Raw genomic sequence first — 15,202 nt, forward strand, 5'->3', positions numbered from 1 at the left:
CACGCAGGAAGCCCGGACTAATAAGATGGCATTGAAATCCCCCGCGTTTCGTAAAAAATTTCCGTTGTTGGTAACCGGCAGTCTGCTGGCTATGCAACCTCTGGCCAGCCCATTCGTTTTCGCCGCCGAGCAGTATGACTGCTCCGTATCGGCTACGGGTGCCTGGGACTGTTCGCCAAAGACGCCGGCGGCTGCATTGCCTCCGCGTCCGGTGCATGACGGCAGTGCCGTCAGCGCTACTGGCGAAGCCCCGGCGCAGGACGGTTCGGTTGCCGACACTGGCACTAAAACCGCTCTGGTCACCGAAGCCAAAGGCCGCGGCCTGAAAGCCCGTAGCGAAGACTACAGTCACCTCGACTGGGTTCCGCGCGAGAAGCTTACCGCCGCCCAGTTGGCCGAGACCGGTCCTTACTGCTCTGGTTCCTATATCGAGCCGACTCGTCCTGGCATGAATGACAAGACGAATAAAAGCGATGCTCCGACCTTTATCGGCGCAAAAGCTTCGCGCTATAACACCGATGATCAAGTTGGCACATTGGCCGGCGATGTCGTGTTGCGTCAGGGCAGCATGCAGGTCGAGTCCGACGAGGCCAGCCTGTATCAGGCCGAGAGCCGCGCCGAACTCAATGGTGACGTGCGCATTCGCGACAACGGTGCTCTGATCGTCGGCGACCACGCCGATGTGCAGCTCGACACCGGTGAAGCCAAGGTCGACAACGCCGAGTACGTGCTGCACAAATCGCGTATCCGCGGTAGTGCGCTGTACGCCAAGCGTGCCGAGAACGCGATCATCCGCTTGAAGGACGGCACGTACACCACGTGCGAACCTAACAGCAACGCCTGGCAGCTCAAGGGCAACAACATCACCTTGAACCCGGCCACCGGTTTCGGTACTGCGACCAACGTGACGTTGCGGGTCAAGGACATTCCGATCCTGTACACGCCGTACATCTACTTCCCGATCGATGACCGTCGCCAGTCCGGCTTCTTGCCGCCGACCATCGGCACCGGTACCGATACCGGCTTCATGCTGGTCACCCCGTACTACTTCAACCTGGCGCCTAACTACGACGCCACGTTGTATCCGCGTTACATGAGCAAGCGGGGCATGTTGGTTGAAGGCGAGTTCCGTTATCTGACCAAGTCCAGCGAAGGCCAGTTCGGCGCTGCGTACCTGAACGATGACGACACCGAACGCAGCAAGCAGACCGACTACGAAAAAACCCGCTATATGTACAACTGGCAGCACAAGGGCGGTCTCGACTCCCGCGTGTTTACTGAAGTTGACTACACGAAGATCAGCGATCCGTATTACTTCCAGGATCTGCAAACCGATCAGATTGGTGTCAAGTCCAGCGACTACGTCAATCAGCAGGGTGCGGTCAGCTATCGTGGCGACAACTACACCGCACGGTTGAATGCTCAGCAGTACCAATTGGCTACTGTTTCGAACATCACACCGTACGGCCGCTTGCCGCAGATCACCTTTAATGGTCAGCTGCCGTACCATCCAGAAGGTCTGAATTTCGATTACGAGACCGAGCTCGTTCGCTTTGATCGTGATCTGAAGACCGGTAATTTCATCGATGAGAATGGCAACGCTTCTCCTCGCCTTGACACCAACGTTACAGGTCTGGCCCGTGCCAACGGCGACCGTTTGAACCTGAAGCCTGGCGTCAGCCTGCCGATGAACTGGACCTATGGCTTCCTGAAGCCATCGCTCAAGTACCAGTACACCCAGTACCAACTGGACCTGGACGGTACCGGCAAGTCCCAGATTGATGGGATGACTGCCGAGCAGCAAAAGCTCAACGGCAAGTTCGGCAGCAATCAGAACCGTGGTGTACCGATCGCCAGCATCGACAGCGGCCTCTACTTCGACCGCAACACGTCGTTCTTCGGCAAGAACTACCGTCAGACTCTGGAACCACGCCTGTTCTACCTCTATGTACCTGAGGAAGACCAGTCGGATATTCCGGTGTTCGACACCAGCGAATACACCTTCAACTACGCGTCGCTGTTCCGTGACAACCGCTTCTCGGGTTCCGACCGTGTCGGTGACGAGAACAAACTGTCGCTGGGCGTAACCAGCCGCTGGATCGAAGACGATGGTTTCGAACGTCAACGCGTCAGCGTCGGTCAGGCCCTGTACTTCAAGGATCGCGAAGTACAACTTCCGGGTATCGATGCCAAAACCCGTGCGGACGCCCAATCCAACGTTTCGCCATACGCACTGGAATACGAATATCGCTGGAACCGCGACTGGCGCACCACTGCCGACTACAACTGGGACCCGGACAGCCGTAGCCCTCGTTCCGGCAGCGCGATGTTCCACTACCAGCCTGAAGACAACCCGAACAAGGTTATCAACGCCGGTTATCGCTATCGCAATGACCAGGTTCGTTACGACCAGAACACCGGTAAATGGTCGGTGGGCGGTGGTGACTACGGTACCCCGGGCCAGCCTGGCTACGTGAAGGACTACTACAAGATCCAACAGCATGACTTCTCGGTCATCTGGCCGATCGTGCCGCAATGGAATGCCATCAGCCGCTGGCAGTACGACTACAACCGCAACCGTACGCTGGAAGCGTTCGGTGGTTTCGAGTACGACAACTGCTGCTGGAAATTGCGCCTGATCAACCGTTACTGGGTTTCCTACGACGAATTCAGTCAGGAAGCTCCGCAAAACGAAAAGGGCGACCACGGCGTCTTCCTCCAAATTGTTCTGAAGGGACTCGGCGGCCTCACCGGCGCCAAAGTAGAGAGCTTCCTCGACAAAGGCATTCAAGGTTATCGTGAACGTGAAGACCAAGCTTTCTGATTGTCTGCGCCCGCTGATGCTGGGCGCGCTGTTCCTGGGTACTGCGGCAAACGCCGCAGTTCAGTCCATCGATAAAGTGGTCGCCATCGTCGACAACGACGTGGTCATGCAGAGCCAACTGGACCAGCGTGTCCACGAAGTTCAGCAGACCATCGCCAAACGTGGAGGCGGCATGCCGCCTCCTGGCGTACTGGATCAACAGGTGCTCGAGCGCCTGATCGTCGAAAACCTGCAATTGCAGATCGGCGACCGTTCCGGCATCCGCATTACCGATGAAGAGCTGAACCAGGCTGTCGGCACCATTGCCCAGCGCAACAACATGACTATTGATCAATTCCGCGCCGCTCTGGCACACGACGGTCTGAACTATGACGACGCCCGTGACCAGATCAAGCGCGAGATGATCATCAGCCGTGTACGCCAGCGCCGCGTGGCAGAACGCATTCAGATCTCCGAGCAGGAAGTGAAGAACTTCCTCGCCTCCGATCTGGGCAAGATGCAACTGTCCGAAGAACTGCACCTGGCCAACATCCTGATTCCGACCCCGGAAAGCGCCAGCTCTGAAGCAATTCAGAGCGCCGCACGCCAGGCGATGGATATCTACCAGCAGCTCAAGCAAGGTGCTGACTTCGGCCAACTGGCCGTTGCCAAATCCGGCAGCGACAACGCACTGGAAGGCGGCGACATGGGCTGGCGTAAAGCTGCTCAACTGCCACCTCCGTTCGACCGCGAGTTGAGCAGCATGGCCGTTGGCGACATCACCCAACCTGCACGCACTCCGGGTGGTTTCATCATCCTCAAAGTGCTGGCAAAACGTGGTGGCGAAAGCCAGATGAGCGACGAAGTTCATGTACGCCACATTCTGGTCAAGCCAAGTCCGATTCGCGACGAAGCCAAGACCAAGGCGCTGGTTCAATCGCTGTATGAGCGCATTCTGGCGGGTGAAGACTTCGCCACTCTGGCGAAAAGCTACTCCGAAGACCCGGGTTCGGCACTCAACGGTGGCGATCTGACCTGGATCGATCCGAACGCACTGGTACCGGAATTTCGCGAAGTCATGAACAAGACCCCACAAGGTCAACTGTCCAAGCCATTCCAGACCCAATACGGCTGGCATGTTCTGGAAGTGCTTGGTCGTCGCGCTACCGACAGCACCGAAAAAGCCCGCGAGCAGCAGGCAATGACAGTTCTGCGTAACAAGAAATACGACGAAGAGCTGCAAACCTGGTTGCGTCAGATCCGTGACGAAGCGTACGTAGAGATCAAACTTCCTGGTGCAGACCAGGCAGCGCAGTGAAACCCAAGCGTTTCGCGCTGACACCCGGCGAACCAGCCGGCATCGGTCCCGACCTTTGCCTGCTGCTCGCCTCGCAAGCCCAGCCACACCCCCTGATTGCCATCACCAGTCGCGACCTGCTCATCGAGCGGGCTGCGCAACTGGGGCTGGCCGTCAATCTGCTGGCCGTCACCCCTGATCACTGGCCGGACGCTCCGGCGCCCGCCAATAGTCTTTATGTCTGGGATACGCCGCTCAGCGCCCCCGTCGTCGCCGGGCAACTGGACAAGGCCAACGCGGCTTTCGTTCTGGAAACCCTGACCCGCGCCGGCAATGGCTGCCTGAACGGCGATTTCGCCGGGATGATCACCGCGCCGGTACACAAGGGCGTGATCAACGAATCGGGTATCCCGTTCTCCGGACACACTGAATTCCTTGCCGACCTGACCCACACTGCACAAGTGGTGATGATGCTCGCCACTCGCGGTTTGCGCGTGGCACTGGTCACCACCCACCTGCCGCTGCGCGAGATTGCCGATGCGATCACGCCGGAGCGCCTGGAGCGGGTCACACGGATTCTGCACGCCGACCTGCAAGACAAATTCGGCATCGCCCAGCCACGCATCCTCGTCTGCGGACTCAATCCGCATGCCGGTGAAGGCGGACACCTGGGCCATGAAGAAATAGACATCATTGAACCGACATTAGAGCGCCTGCGCGGCGAGGGCATGGACCTTCGTGGCCCGCTGCCTGCCGACACTCTGTTTACCCCCAAATATCTGGAGCACTGCGACGCAGTGCTGGCGATGTACCACGACCAGGGCCTGCCCGTGCTGAAGTACAAAGGCTTCGGCGCAGCAGTCAACGTGACCCTTGGCCTGCCGATCATCCGCACTTCGGTCGATCACGGCACCGCCCTGGATCTGGCCGGCAGCGGCAAGATCGACACCGGCAGCCTGCAAGTCGCCCTGGAAACCGCCTACCAGATGGCCGAGACCCGTTTATGACCGAGCAATACCAACACAAGGCGCGCAAACGCTTTGGCCAGAACTTCCTGCACGATGCCGGCGTCATCGACCGCATCCTGCGCTCCATCAGCGCCAAGCCTGACGACCGCCTGCTGGAAATCGGCCCGGGCCAGGGCGCGCTGACCGCCGGGCTGCTCAACAGCGGCGGCCAGCTCGACGTGGTGGAGCTGGACAAGGATCTGATCCCGATCCTCAACCAGCAGTTCGCCGGCAAGAGCAACTTCAACCTGCATCAGGGTGATGCGCTGAAGTTCGACTTCAACACGCTCAACGCTGCACCGAACAGCCTGCGCGTAGTCGGTAACCTGCCGTACAACATCTCCACGCCGCTGATTTTCCATCTGCTGAACAACGCCGGCATCATTCGCGATATGCACTTCATGCTGCAGAAAGAAGTGGTCGAGCGTCTGGCAGCAGGCCCGGGCGGTGGCGACTGGGGTCGTCTGTCGATCATGGTTCAGTACCATTGCCGCGTGGAGCACCTGTTCAACGTTGGCCCCGGCGCGTTCAATCCGCCGCCAAAGGTTGATTCGGCAATCGTCCGTCTGGTGCCACACGCGGTACTGCCGCACCCGGCCAAGGATCATCGCCTGCTCGAGCGTGTGGTGCGCGAAGCGTTCAACCAACGCCGTAAGACCCTGCGCAACACCCTCAAGCAATTGATGACCAATGACGAGATCGAAGCGGCTGGCGTCGATGGCAGTCTGCGTCCGGAACAGCTTGATCTGGCGGCATTCGTGCGTCTGGCCGACAAGCTTGCTGAACAGGTTGTAGAAACTCCCGCCGCCGACTGACAGGCGATGAACGCTATCGGGCAGGACGCCGCTCTGGTTTACTGCCCGATACTTGCCTAGACTGACTCCCCATCAGCTACGCCCCGCGTTCCGCTTTGTTTAAGGCCTTTTTGAATGTCCGATCCTCGTTATCAGGTCGATGTCAGCGTGGTCACCCACTATCTGGCAGACCAATCGCAACCCGAGCAAGACCGCTTCGCCTTCGCCTACACCATCACCGTGCAAAACAACGGTCAGATGCCTGCCCGATTGATTTCACGGCACTGGGTCATCACTGACGGCGACGGGCATGTCGAAGAAGTGCGCGGCGCCGGTGTCGTCGGTCAGCAGCCATTGATCGACACCGGCAAAAGCCACACCTACAGCAGCGGCACGGTGATGACCACCAAGGTCGGCAACATGCAGGGCACCTACGAAATGGTCGCCGAAGACGGCAAGCATTTCGACGCAATCATCAAACCGTTCCGCCTCGCCGTACCCGGAGCCCTGCACTGATGGCGACGTATGCCGTCGGTGACCTGCAAGGCTGCCTTGATCCGCTCAAGTGCCTGCTCAAGCAAGTCGCGTTCGACCCGAAACTGGATCGTTTGTGGCTAGTCGGCGATCTGGTCAACCGTGGCCCGCAGTCACTGGAAACCCTGCGCTTCCTTTATGGCATGCGCGAGTCACTGGTCTGCGTGCTCGGCAACCACGACCTGCACCTGCTGGCAGCCTCGCAGAACATCGAACGCCTGAAGAAAAACGACACCCTGCGTGAAATCATCGAAGCGCCCGATTGCGCCGAACTGATGTTGTGGTTGCGCCAGCAGAAGCTGATGCACTACGACGAACAGCGTGATGTCGCCATGACGCATGCCGGCATCCCGCCGCAGTGGTCGCTGCGCAAGGCACTCAAATGCGCTGACGAAGTGGAAACTGCGCTGCGTGATGACAACTTGTTTCCGGCATTCCTCGATGGCATGTACGGCAACGAGCCGGCGAAGTGGGACAACGACCTCAAAGGCGTGACCCGCCTGCGAGTGATCACCAACTATTTCACACGCATGCGTTTCTGCACCGCCGAAGGCAAGCTCGACCTCAAGAGCAAAGAAGGCCTCGACACTGCGCCGCCAGGTTACAAACCATGGTTTCAGCACAAGGACCGCAAGACTAAAGGCCTGCGCATCGTCTTCGGCCACTGGGCAGCGCTTGAAGGTCTGGTCACTGAGCCGGGCATCTCGGCCCTCGACACCGGATGCGTCTGGGGCGGCAGCCTGACCCTGATGAACGTCGACAGCGGTGAACGCCTGTCCTGCAAATGCGACGAACACGGCGCCGTACTGCCGCCAGTCGCCTCCCCTATTCCCGAATCCTCGCCAGTCAGCGCCCCGCGTTAGACTGCGCATACAGCCAAGTTACAGGAACCCGCCATGAGCGAATTCAAACGAATCCCCCCAGAACAGGCCCAGACCCTGCGTGAACAAGGCGCGGTAGTGGTCGACGTACGTGATCCAGCCACTTTCGCCGCTCTGCACATCAGCGGTTCGAAGCATCTGGACAACGTTTCCATCTCGGACTTTATCCGTGCCGCCGACCTGGATGCGCCGACTGTAGTGGTCTGCTATCACGGCAACTCCAGCCAAAGCGCTGCCGCTTACCTGATCAGCCAAGGCTTCTCCGACGTCTACAGCATGGACGGCGGCTTCGAGTTGTGGCGCACGACTTATCCTTCGGAAACAGCGCAAGGCACCTCCGAATAATTTTTTTGTCACGCGCAGGCCCCGCCCCCCGTGGGCCTGCGCGCGGCAGACGAACGGTCTGCCACAACTAATTACGTATCTCGCCTTTACCTCTCGAATTCCCAACTATCCTTAAGCGCAGGCCATCCAAATCAGGGGAGAGCCGGTACACCGGCGCACGGGTCATCGGGAGTAGCTTTCGGGGTTGTCGGCTCCGGGAGAGTTCTGGGGGGTAAACAACAGCCGCCAAAACGACTGTTGCCAGCATCGACTGAGTGATCCGGCGTCGGCTCCACGTATCGAGCGAGGTGACGTCATGAGTATCTTTAGCCACTTCCAACAACGCTTCGAGTCCACACGCCAGGAAGAACTCTCGCTGCAAGAGTATCTGGAGCTGTGCAAAAAGGACCGCAGCGCCTACGCGTCCGCCGCCGAGCGTCTTTTGCTGGCCATCGGAGAACCGGAGCTGCTCGACACCTCGACCAACTCGAGGCTGTCGCGAATCTTCTCCAACAAGGTGATCCGTCGCTATCCGGCCTTTGAAGACTTCCACGGGATGGAAGAATGCATCGACCAGATCGTGTCGTATTTCCGCCATGCCGCCCAAGGTCTGGAAGAGAAGAAACAGATCCTTTACCTGCTCGGCCCCGTCGGTGGCGGTAAATCGTCGCTGGCCGAGAAGCTGAAACAACTGATCGAAAAAGTGCCGTTCTACGCCATCAAGGGCTCGCCGGTATTCGAATCGCCTCTGGGTCTGTTCAACGCCACTGAAGATGGCGCAATCCTCGAGGAAGACTTCGGCATTCCACGGCGCTACCTGAACACCATCATGTCGCCATGGGCGACCAAACGCCTGGCCGAATTCGGCGGCGACATCAGTCAGTTCCGCGTGGTCAAACTGTATCCGTCGATCCTCAACCAGATCGCCGTGGCCAAGACCGAGCCGGGTGACGAGAACAACCAGGACATCTCGGCGCTGGTCGGTAAGGTCGACATCCGCAAACTCGAGGAATACCCACAGAACGACGCCGATGCCTACAGCTATTCAGGCGCGCTGTGCCGGGCCAACCAGGGCCTGATGGAATTCGTCGAAATGTTCAAGGCACCGATCAAGGTGCTGCACCCGTTGCTGACTGCCACACAGGAAGGCAACTACAACAGTACCGAAGGCCTCGGCGCGATTCCGTTCACCGGGATTCTGCTGGCTCACTCCAACGAATCGGAGTGGCACACCTTCCGCAACAACAAGAACAACGAAGCTTTCATCGACCGGATCTACATTGTCAAAGTGCCGTACTGCCTGCGGGTCAGCGACGAAGTGAAGATCTACGACAAACTGCTGTTCAACAGCTCCCTGGCCAAGGCGCATTGCGCGCCGGACACCCTGAAGATGCTGGCGCAGTTCACCGTGCTGTCACGCCTCAAGGAGCCGGAAAACTCCAACATCTATTCGAAGATGCGCGTGTATGACGGCGAAAACCTCAAGGACACCGATCCGAAGGCCAAGTCGATCCAGGAATACCGCGACTCCGCTGGTGTCGACGAGGGCATGAACGGCCTGTCGACGCGCTTCGCGTTCAAGATCCTGTCCAAGGTCTTTAACTTCGACCCGCACGAAATTGCCGCCAACCCGGTTCACCTGCTCTACGTACTGGAGCAGCAGATTGAACAGGAACAGTTCCAGGCAGAAACCCGCGAGCGCTACCTGCGCTACCTGAAAGAGTACCTGGCACCGCGCTATATCGAATTCATCGGCAAAGAAATCCAGACCGCTTACCTTGAGTCTTACAGCGAGTACGGTCAGAACATCTTCGACCGCTACGTGCTGTATGCGGACTTCTGGATTCAGGATCAGGAATACCGCGATCCGGAGACCGGCGAGATTCTCAACCGCGTCGCGCTGAACGAAGAACTGGAGAAAATCGAAAAACCGGCCGGCATCAGCAATCCGAAGGATTTCCGCAACGAGATCGTCAACTTCGTACTGCGCGCCCGCGCCAACAACAACGGCAAGAACCCGACCTGGCTCAGCTACGAAAAACTGCGGGTGGTCATCGAGAAGAAAATGTTCTCGAACACCGAAGATCTGCTGCCGGTCATCAGTTTCAACGCCAAGGCCAGCAAGGAGGATCAACAGAAGCACAACGACTTCGTCACTCGAATGGTCGAACGCGGCTACACCGACAAGCAGGTACGGCTTCTTTCCGAATGGTACCTACGGGTCCGTAAATCGCAGTGAGGCAGTTGCAAGCGACAAGTTACAAGCTGCATGTAGAAAGCGCGTAAGCCCTGAAGTCCGGGCAACTGCTTCTACTTGCAGCTTGCAGCTCACAACTTGAAGCTGCCCGGAGGGCCTCTATGAGCTATGTGATCGACCGACGCCTCAATGGCAAGAACAAGAGCACGGTGAACCGCCAGCGCTTTTTGCGGCGTTACCGTGATCACATCAAGAAGGCCGTCGAAGAGGCGGTCAGCCGGCGCTCCATTACCGATATGGAACACGGCGAACAGATCAGCATTCCCGGTCGCGATATCGACGAACCGGTGCTTCACCATGGTCGTGGCGGCAAACAGACTGTCGTTCATCCGGGCAACAAGGAATTCACCGCTGGCGAACATATCGCCCGCCCTCCTGGAGGTGGCGGCGGACGCGGGCCGGGCAAGGCCGGTAACTCCGGCGAAGGCATGGACGAGTTTGTCTTCCAGATCACCCAGGAAGAATTTCTCGAGTTCATGTTCGAAGACCTCGAACTGCCAAACCTGGTCAAACGCAACCTGAGCGGTACGGACACCTTCAAGACCGTCCGTGCGGGCATCAGTAACGAGGGCAACCCTTCGCGGATCAACATCATCCGTACCCTGCGCTCAGCTCATGCGCGGCGTATTGCGCTGTCCGGCAGCAGCCGGGCGAAACTTCGCGAAGCCAAGGAAGAACTGGCGCGCTTAAAGCGCGAAGAACCGGATAACTTCGGCGATATTCAGGAAATCGAAGCGGAAATCGAAAAACTCAGTGCGCGTATTCACCGTGTACCGTTTCTCGACACTTTCGACCTTAAATACAACTTGTTGATCAAGCAGCCCAACCCCAGCTCGAAGGCAGTGATGTTTTGCCTGATGGACGTTTCCGGCTCCATGACCCAAGCGACCAAGGACATCGCCAAGCGCTTTTTCATCCTGTTGTATCTGTTCCTCAAGCGCAATTACGACAAGATTGATGTGGTATTCATCCGGCACCACACCAGCGCCCGGGAAGTCGACGAAGAAGAGTTTTTCTACTCGCGAGAAACCGGCGGCACCATTGTTTCCAGTGCACTGAAACTGATGCAGGAGATCATGGCCGAGCGTTATCCGAGCAACGAGTGGAACATTTATGCCGCTCAGGCCTCCGATGGCGACAACTGGAATGATGATTCGCCGATCTGCCGCGACATTCTGATCAACCAGATCATGCCGTTTGTGCAGTACTACACTTACGTAGAGATCACACCGCGCGAACACCAGGCCCTGTGGTACGAATACGAGCGCATTGCTGAAGCCTTTTCCGACACGTTTGCCCAGCAGCAACTGGTCTCGGCCGGGGATATCTATCCGGTCTTCCGTGAACTCTTCCAGCGCAGGTTAGTGACATGACCGCCAAAGAGCAAAAGCGCCAACCCATTTCCACCGGCTCCGAATGGACGTTCGAGCTGATCCAGACCTACGACCGTGAAATCGCCCGTATCGCGGCCGGTTATGCGCTGGACACCTATCCCAACCAGATCGAAGTGATCACCGCCGAGCAAATGATGGACGCCTACGCCTCGGTCGGCATGCCTTTGGGCTATCACCATTGGTCCTACGGCAAACACTTCCTCAGCACCGAGAAATCCTACAGTCGCGGCCAGATGGGGCTGGCCTACGAGATCGTGATCAACTCGGACCCGTGCATCGCCTATCTGATGGAAGAAAACACCATCTGCATGCAGGCATTGGTGGTGGCGCATGCTTGCTATGGCCACAACAGCTTCTTCAAGGGTAATTACCTGTTCCGAACCTGGACCGACGCCAGTTCGATCATCGATTACCTGGTGTTTGCCAAGCAGTACATCATGCAATGCGAAGAGCGCCACGGCATCGACGCAGTGGAAGATCTGCTCGACTCCTGTCATGCGCTGATGAACTACGGCGTGGACCGCTACAAGCGCCCGTATCCGATTTCCGCCGAAGAAGAACGTCGGCGGCAAAAGGATCGCGAAGAGCACATGCAAAAGCAGATCAACGACCTCTGGCGCACCATTCCCAAAGGCGCTGACAAGTACAGTGACAAGGACAACGCGCGCTTCCCGGCCGAGCCACAGGAAAACATTCTGTATTTCATCGAGAAGCACGCGCCGCTGCTGGAGCCATGGCAGCGGGAAATCGTGCGGATCGTGCGCAAGATCGCCCAGTATTTCTACCCGCAACGCCAGACACAGGTGATGAACGAAGGCTGGGCGACGTTCTGGCATTACACCTTGATGAATGATCTGTACGACGAAGGGCTGGTCACAGAAGGCTTCATGATGGAGTTCCTGACCTCCCACACCAGTGTGGTATTTCAGCCAGGCTTCGACAGCCCCTACTACAGTGGCATCAACCCCTATGCATTGGGCTTTGCCATGTACCGCGACATTCGGCGCATGTGCGAGAAACCTACCGAGGAAGATTACCGCTGGTTTCCGGAAATCGCCGGTACCGACTGGCTGTCGAGCATCAAGTTTGCGATGAGCAGCTTCAAGGATGAGAGCTTCATCCTGCAGTACCTGTCACCGCAGGTCATCCGCGATCTGAAGCTGTTCAGCATTCTCGATGACGACCAGAAAGACGATTTGCTGGTACCTGCAATTCATGACGAGACTGGCTACCGGATCATCCGCGAAACCCTGGCAGCGCAGTACAACCTCGGCAATCGTGAACCGAACGTGCAGATCTACAGCATCGACCGGCGCGGCGACCGCTCACTGACCTTGCGTCATCAGCAACATGACCGTAAACCGCTTGGCGACTCAACCGACGAAGTGCTCAAACACCTGCATCGGTTGTGGGGCTTCGACATTCATCTGGAAACCCTGCAAGGCGACCAGATCATGAAAACCCATCACGTTCCGCCACGCGGCGAACATAGCGAAGGTGATTACGGCCGACTCGATCTGGCCGTCATTCATCTTTGAATCGGTTCTGGCCTCCGAAAGTCCGACGCAAGGGTTATTCTGTCGGGCTAACGGAGGTTTTTTATGCAGATTTATAAGGTCGGCGGAGCGGTACGTGATCGCTTGCTGGGTAAAACGGTCACCGATATCGATTGGGTGGTGGTTGGCGCTACTGCCGAAGAAATGCTCGCCAAGGGCTATCGTCCAGTGGGAGCCGATTTTCCGGTATTCCTGCACCCGAAAAGCGGCGAGGAATACGCCCTCGCCCGCACCGAGCGCAAGAGTGGTCGCGGTTATGGCGGCTTCACTTTTCACGCCAGCCCTGACGTCACACTTGAAGAAGATTTGATCCGTCGCGACCTGACTATCAACGCCATGGCCGAGGACAATCAGCAACAATTGACCGACCCCTATCACGGCCAGCGCGATCTTGAAGCGCGAATTTTACGCCACGTTTCCCCGGCGTTCGCCGAAGATCCTCTCCGTGTACTGCGGGTTGCGCGCTTCGCTGCCCGCTACGCCGGCCTGGGCTTTACCGTCGCCCCCGAGACTCTGGAACTGATGCGTCAGCTCAGTGAATCCGGCGAACTTGAAGCCCTGACCGCCGAGCGCAGCTGGAAAGAAATCTCCCGGGCGCTGATGGAAGATCAACCACAGGTGTTTATCCAGGTGCTGCGCGACTGCGGCGCGCTGAAGGTACTGATGCCGGAGGTCGACGCGCTGTTCGGCGTCCCGCAACCCGAGGCGCATCACCCGGAAATCGACACTGGCATCCACACTCTGAGCGTGCTCGAGCAGTCAGCCATCCACAAGCAACCGCTGACCGTGCGCTGGGCCTGCCTGCTGCACGACCTCGGCAAAGGCCTAACGCCTGAAGACGAGTGGCCACGGCACATCGCCCACGAGCACAAGGGTTTGAAGTTGATCAAAGCGGTCAACGAACGCTTCAAGGCGCCGAAAGATTGCCAGGAACTGGCGCTGCTGGTCGGCCAATATCACACCCACGGGCACCGCGCCCTGGAGTTGAAGGCTTCGACTTTGCTGGAGTTGCTACAGAGTTTTGACGTGTATCGTCGGCCGCAGCGCTTTGAAGAGTTCATCGTCGCCTGCGAGATGGATGCCCGGGGGCGCAAGGGACTGGAGCAGCGCAGTTATCCACAAGCGGATTACCTGCGCGGCGCGGCCAAAGTGGCGCGAGGCGTGGCGGTGCAGCCTTTGCTGGAGCAGGGTTTCAAGGGCCCGGAACTGGGCGAAGCGCTCAAGCGCGAGCGGCTCAAGGCGTTGAAGGCTTATAGAGAAAAGGCGTCAGCGTGAAGAACTTCGCGAGCAGGCTCGCTCCCACATTGGACCGGGTCTCCTGTGGGAGCGAGCCTGCTCGCGAAAGCGTCCGTCAGATCAAAGCAGATCCAAAGGCGTGAGCTGTTCGCCCCTCCACTCGAACGCAACCGGCGCCAACACCTGATCAATCTGCGCTTCAGCCCACATAGCGGCGAAGCTTTTGCCTACACCTGGATGCACACGATCCGGCGCAATCAGCGACAGCGGCCACAATACAAAAGCATTTTTCAGAATTTCTGCCCGAGGCAGGATCAAACCGTCAAAGTTACCTACCAGATCACCGAACAACAACACGTCGATATCCAGCGGCAAACCCTTGCGATCCGGTGCATAACGACCGTTGTCCGCCTCGATGAATTTCAGGCGGCGATCCAGCTCCATCAACGGCAGATCGGTATACGCCGACACCACGAAATTGAAGAACGGCCCGCTCTTGATCCCCACCGGCTGACTCTCGAACACCGCCGAACAGTGGATATCCACCAGAAACGCGTCCAGCGCATCCAGCCCGGCACGCAAATGGGTTTCGCGCTCGATATTGCTACCGAGCCCGAGGTAAACCTGAGTCAGCGACATCCGCGCTCGATCTCCACACCCACGCCACCCTTGGCAGCCGGGACGGCACCTGGTTTGGTCAGCTTCAAACGAATCCAGGTGATCCTGAATTCGCTCATCAGCACTTCGACCAGACGCTCGGCAAAGGTCTCGACCAGTTGGAACTGAGCCTGCTCGGCGAAGGCCTGGATTCGCGTGGAAACACTGGCGTAGTCGAGCGCCAGGGTCAGATCGTCGCCGGCCGCAGCGGGACGGTTGTCCCAGGCGAAGCTCAGATCAAGGCGCAGACACTGTCGGATGCCGCGCTCCCAGTCGTAGGCACCAATCACGGTGTCGACTTCTAGGCCCTCGATAAACACTCTGTCCACGCACTTCTCTCCACTGCACGACAAGGGCGCAATGCGCCGTTAGAATCAGGGCGTCCTCGCCCGGAATAGTTAGCATGTTTTGGTTACTGGCGACTCTCGCCTACCTGCTCGGCTCTCTGTCCTTCGCCATTTT

13 protein-coding genes are annotated in these 15,202 nt (G+C 58.1%); 11 read left to right on the forward strand and 2 right to left on the reverse strand.

Annotated features, from left to right (window positions below):
- The first annotated feature begins 25 nt into the window (after nt 1-25).
- From ACIOZM_RS23170 to ACIOZM_RS23220, 11 genes are all read left to right on the forward strand, one after another.
- Entirely contained in the window at nt 26-2,824 is a 2,799-nt protein-coding gene (locus ACIOZM_RS23170; RefSeq protein ID WP_401217719.1) for an LPS-assembly protein LptD, read from the forward strand.
- On the forward strand, nt 2,799-4,121 hold the full coding sequence (gene surA / locus ACIOZM_RS23175) for a peptidylprolyl isomerase SurA (RefSeq protein ID WP_401217721.1): 1,323 nt from the start codon (nt 2,799-2,801) through the stop codon (nt 4,119-4,121). The genes ACIOZM_RS23170 and surA overlap by 26 nt, the downstream gene beginning before the upstream one ends.
- On the forward strand, nt 4,118-5,107 hold the full coding sequence (gene pdxA / locus ACIOZM_RS23180) for a 4-hydroxythreonine-4-phosphate dehydrogenase PdxA (RefSeq protein WP_401217724.1): 990 nt from the start codon (nt 4,118-4,120) through the stop codon (nt 5,105-5,107). The genes surA and pdxA overlap by 4 nt, the downstream gene beginning before the upstream one ends.
- The gene (rsmA, locus tag ACIOZM_RS23185) at nt 5,104-5,922 is read left to right on the forward strand and encodes a 16S rRNA (adenine(1518)-N(6)/adenine(1519)-N(6))-dimethyltransferase RsmA (RefSeq protein WP_401217726.1); all 819 of its coding nucleotides are present in this window, start codon (nt 5,104-5,106) and stop codon (nt 5,920-5,922) included. Before pdxA ends, rsmA begins: the two co-directional genes overlap by 4 nt.
- Before the next feature lie 114 nt (nt 5,923-6,036).
- Nucleotides 6,037-6,417, forward strand: a complete 381-nt coding sequence (gene apaG / locus ACIOZM_RS23190; RefSeq protein ID WP_401217729.1) for a Co2+/Mg2+ efflux protein ApaG — start codon at nt 6,037-6,039, stop codon at nt 6,415-6,417.
- On the forward strand, nt 6,417-7,298 hold the full coding sequence (locus tag ACIOZM_RS23195; RefSeq protein WP_401217731.1) for a symmetrical bis(5'-nucleosyl)-tetraphosphatase: 882 nt from the start codon (nt 6,417-6,419) through the stop codon (nt 7,296-7,298). The genes apaG and ACIOZM_RS23195 overlap by 1 nt, the downstream gene beginning before the upstream one ends.
- Nucleotides 7,299-7,331: 33 nt before the next feature.
- Nucleotides 7,332-7,661: a thiosulfate sulfurtransferase GlpE gene (gene glpE, locus ACIOZM_RS23200; protein ID WP_401217733.1), complete on the forward strand. Its 330-nt coding sequence runs from the start codon at nt 7,332-7,334 to the stop codon at nt 7,659-7,661.
- A 295-nt stretch (nt 7,662-7,956) separates the two neighbouring features.
- The gene (locus ACIOZM_RS23205; protein ID WP_401217736.1) at nt 7,957-9,879 is read left to right on the forward strand and encodes a PrkA family serine protein kinase; all 1,923 of its coding nucleotides are present in this window, start codon (nt 7,957-7,959) and stop codon (nt 9,877-9,879) included.
- A gap of 119 nt (nt 9,880-9,998) precedes the next feature.
- Nucleotides 9,999-11,270 (forward strand): YeaH/YhbH family protein, encoded by a 1,272-nt coding sequence (locus ACIOZM_RS23210; protein WP_329697247.1) that lies wholly within the window; start codon nt 9,999-10,001, stop codon nt 11,268-11,270.
- Nucleotides 11,267-12,829 carry a SpoVR family protein gene (locus tag ACIOZM_RS23215; RefSeq protein WP_401217739.1) on the forward strand — a complete coding sequence of 521 codons (1,563 nt, stop codon included), beginning with the start codon at nt 11,267-11,269 and terminating at the stop codon, nt 12,827-12,829. Before ACIOZM_RS23210 ends, ACIOZM_RS23215 begins: the two co-directional genes overlap by 4 nt.
- A gap of 63 nt (nt 12,830-12,892) precedes the next feature.
- A complete protein-coding gene (locus ACIOZM_RS23220; RefSeq protein ID WP_401217742.1) occupies nt 12,893-14,122 on the forward strand; it encodes a multifunctional CCA addition/repair protein in 1,230 nt (409 codons plus the stop codon).
- Nucleotides 14,123-14,203: 81 nt separating this feature from the next.
- Here ACIOZM_RS23220 and folK read toward each other — a convergent pair whose 3' ends face one another.
- Together folK and folB are read right to left on the reverse strand one after the other, a co-directional pair.
- A complete protein-coding gene (gene folK, locus ACIOZM_RS23225) occupies nt 14,204-14,722 on the reverse strand; it encodes a 2-amino-4-hydroxy-6-hydroxymethyldihydropteridine diphosphokinase (RefSeq protein WP_401217745.1) in 519 nt (172 codons plus the stop codon).
- Nucleotides 14,713-15,069, reverse strand: a complete 357-nt coding sequence (gene folB, locus ACIOZM_RS23230; protein ID WP_401217747.1) for a dihydroneopterin aldolase — start codon at nt 15,067-15,069, stop codon at nt 14,713-14,715. The genes folK and folB overlap by 10 nt, the downstream gene beginning before the upstream one ends.
- Nucleotides 15,070-15,202: the final 133 nt, after the last annotated feature.

Source organism: Pseudomonas sp. NPDC087346 (assembly GCF_044744235.1).
Classification (GTDB): domain Bacteria; phylum Pseudomonadota; class Gammaproteobacteria; order Pseudomonadales; family Pseudomonadaceae; genus Aquipseudomonas.